Origin of the sequence: Rhodopseudomonas sp. B29, assembly GCF_000333455.1 — a bacterium.
Lineage (GTDB): Bacteria > Pseudomonadota > Alphaproteobacteria > Rhizobiales > Xanthobacteraceae > Rhodopseudomonas.
Genome location: NZ_BADD01000606.1, coordinates 1 through 1606, shown reverse-complemented (window position 1 = coordinate 1606; position 1606 = coordinate 1). Strand labels below are relative to the sequence as shown.

2 protein-coding genes and 1 pseudogene are annotated in these 1606 nt (G+C 66.2%); all 3 read right to left on the bottom strand.

From position 1 onward, the window contains the following. A pseudogene (locus I5M_RS30345) lies at positions 1 to 359 on the bottom strand (NUDIX hydrolase); the annotation flags it as partial. A gap of 4 nt (positions 360 to 363) precedes the next feature. Continuing rightward, complete coding sequence (locus I5M_RS21870) at positions 364 to 1317, bottom strand: dihydrodipicolinate synthase family protein (protein WP_022723357.1); 954 nt, start codon at positions 1315 to 1317, stop codon at positions 364 to 366. Between the two features lie 95 nt (positions 1318 to 1412). Beyond that, on the bottom strand, positions 1413 to 1606 hold a 194-nt coding region (locus tag I5M_RS21865; protein ID WP_031337294.1), incomplete at its 5' end, for a MaoC/PaaZ C-terminal domain-containing protein.

Genomic DNA, 1606 nt, shown 5'->3' with positions numbered 1-1606 from the left:
TGCCCTCGCACAGCGCTGTGCGGTGCGCGGTTTCGATTTTCGGCCGCGTGCGAAGCAGCAATCAAAGCGTCGCTGCCACGCGTGCGCGCCAGCAGAATGCCGCTCTCTTCGAAAGTCTCGCGGATCGCCGCAATACGAAACTCGAGCGACGGCTCGCCGGTGACGGCCTGGCCGGCATAGAGCTCCGGCCGGCCGACCAGCTCACGATCCATCACATCGACGCTGCCGCCGGGAAACACCAGCGCGCCGGACGCGAATTCGATCTGATAGTGCCGCACCATCATGAACACGTCGAAGCTGGACGCGGCCTGGCGCAGCAGCAGGATGGTCGAGGACGGTCGTGCTGCTGCGCCGGTCATTCTACTACTCCGCTGCGTTGGCGCGCCGCTCGAGGTGGGCGCGTTCGTCGGTGCGGGCGAGCCGCGATAACAGATAATCGACCTCTTCGCGAGCCGTGGCGCTCAGCGCCGCGCCTGGCTTGCGCTGCGCCGGCGAACTCAGAATGCCCCGTTTGGTCAGCACGTATTTGCGCACCGACAGGCCGACACCGGGCTGCTGCTCATAGCGGATCAGCGGCAGATGCGCGTCGAACAAATTGTGCGCGAGATCGCGCTGGCCGGCCTTCGACAGCTTGACGACGTCGACCAGCATGTCGGGGAAGCAGTAACCGGTCATCGCGCCGTCGGCGCCGCGCTCCATTTCGAAATCCAGGAACAGCCCGCCATTGCCGGTGAGGATCGACAGCGGCGCCAGCGAGCCGTCCTTCTGGAAGCCGCGCAAGGTCGAAATCTTTTCCAGCCCCGGCCAGTCCTCGTGCTTGAGCATCACGCAGGACGGGTTCTCGGTGACGATCTGGCGGATGACCTTCGGCGTCATCACCACCGACAGCGTCAGCGGATAGTCCTGCAGCACCCACGGCACATCGGCGCCGATCGCCTCGACGGCCTGGCGGAAGTAAGTGGTGATCTGCTCGTCCGTGCGCAGATGCGGCGGCGGCGCGATCATCACGCCGGCGGCGCCAGCGTCCATCGAGGCCCGCGCCAGCTGACGCATCGCCGCAAAGCCCGGCGCCGAGACGCCGACAATCACCTGCAGCTTGCCGGCGCTTTTGATGAAATGCTTCGCTACAGCTTCGGCCTCGGCGGAGTCGAGCTTCGGCGCTTCGCCGAGGATGCCGAGCACGGTGACGCCGTCGCAGCCGACCTCGCCGTAGAACTGCGCCAGCCGGTCGATCGAGCCATCATCGATGCGGCCGTCGTCGTGGAACGGAGTCGGCGCAATGGCGAAGGTGCCGGCAGCTTCAGCGGTGAGTTTCATAGGGAGCCTCTCTCAAGATAGGCCGACACCGTTAACACCGCGGACACCGGAAGTCTGCCCTGCTCCGTGCAACCCGGGCCTTCCCCGGACCCCAGTCAGCCGAGTACGGTCCGGCCGCTCTTGATAACCACGGCGCCGCGCGCTGCAACACGCGCTTCGAACGAGATCACGTCGCCGTCCTTCCACAGATCCACCGTGACGGTTTCGCCCGGATAGACCGGCGCCGAAAACCGCACCGCGTGCCGGCGGAACGCCGCCGGGTCGTAATCCGCATAGGTCTGCAGCACGG

Bases quoted from the DNA above. Each gene is read 5' to 3' on its own strand.
- I5M_RS21870 (WP_022723357.1), bottom strand. From the start codon at position 1,317: ATGAAACTCACCGCTGAAGCTGCCGGCACCTTCGCCATTGCGCCGACT.